The sequence below is a fragment of the Arthrobacter sp. IK3 genome (genome assembly GCF_051337705.1).
Classification (GTDB): Bacteria; Actinomycetota; Actinomycetes; order Actinomycetales; family Micrococcaceae; genus Arthrobacter_B; species Arthrobacter_B koreensis.
On the sequence record NZ_JBPPSW010000022.1, the window covers coordinates 1 to 1093 of the forward strand.

General features: G+C 54.1%; 1 rRNA gene. It reads right to left on the bottom strand.

Going from position 1 to position 1093, the window contains the following annotated elements:
- Positions 1-55: 55 nt before the first annotated feature.
- Positions 56-1093: ribosomal RNA gene (locus ACSLGO_RS18220) — 23S ribosomal RNA — on the bottom strand; the annotation flags it as partial.

Sequence of the window (1093 nt, forward strand, 5' to 3'; positions counted from 1 at the left end):
TTCATACCCCTTCTTTGGCGGAACCGTTTGAAGTCGTGTTCTGCCCAGGATATGTGTGGTGTAAGTTATCGGCCTATTAGTACCGGTCAGCTTCACGGGTCTTTAGTCCCCGCTTCCACATCCGGCCTATCAACCCAGTGGTCTGGCTGGGGGCCTCTCACACACAAGGTGCATGGAAATCTCATCTTGAAGCAGGCTTCCCGCTTAGATGCTTTCAGCGGTTATCCCATCCGAACGTAGCTAATCAGCGATGCACTTGGCAGTACAACTGACACACCAGAGGTTCGTCCGTCCCGGTCCTCTCGTACTAAGGACAGCCCTTCTCAAATTTCCTGCGCGCGCAGCGGATAGGGACCGAACTGTCTCACGACGTTCTAAACCCAGCTCGCGTACCGCTTTAATGGGCGAACAGCCCAACCCTTGGGACCTACTCCAGCCCCAGGATGCGACGAGCCGACATCGAGGTGCCAAACCATGCCGTCGATATGGACTCTTGGGCAAGATCAGCCTGTTATCCCCGAGGTACCTTTTATCCGTTGAGCGACGGCCATTCCACAATGTACCGCCGGATCACTAGTCCCGACTTTCGTCCCTGCTCGAGATGTCTCTCTCACAGTCAAGCTCCCTTGTGCACTTACACTCGACACCTGATTGCCAACCAGGCTGAGGGAACCTTTGGGCGCCTCCGTTACTCTTTAGGAGGCAACCGCCCCAGTTAAACTACCCATCAGGCACTGTCCCTGACCCGGATTACGGGCCGAAGTTAGATATCCAGTATGACCAGAGTGGTATTTCAACGATGACTCCACCCGAACTGGCGTCCGGGTCTCACAGTCTCCCACCTATCCTACACAAGCCACACCGAACACCAATACCAAACTATAGTAAAGGTCTCGGGGTCTTTCCGTCCTGCTGCGCGTAACGAGCATCTTTACTCGTACTGCAATTTCGCCGAGTTTATGGTTGAGACAGCGGGGAAGTCGTTACTCCATTCGTGCAGGTCGGAACTTACCCGACAAGGAATTTCGCTACCTTAGGATGGTTATAGTTACCACCGCCGTTTACTGGGGCTTAAATTCCCAGCTTCGCCCAC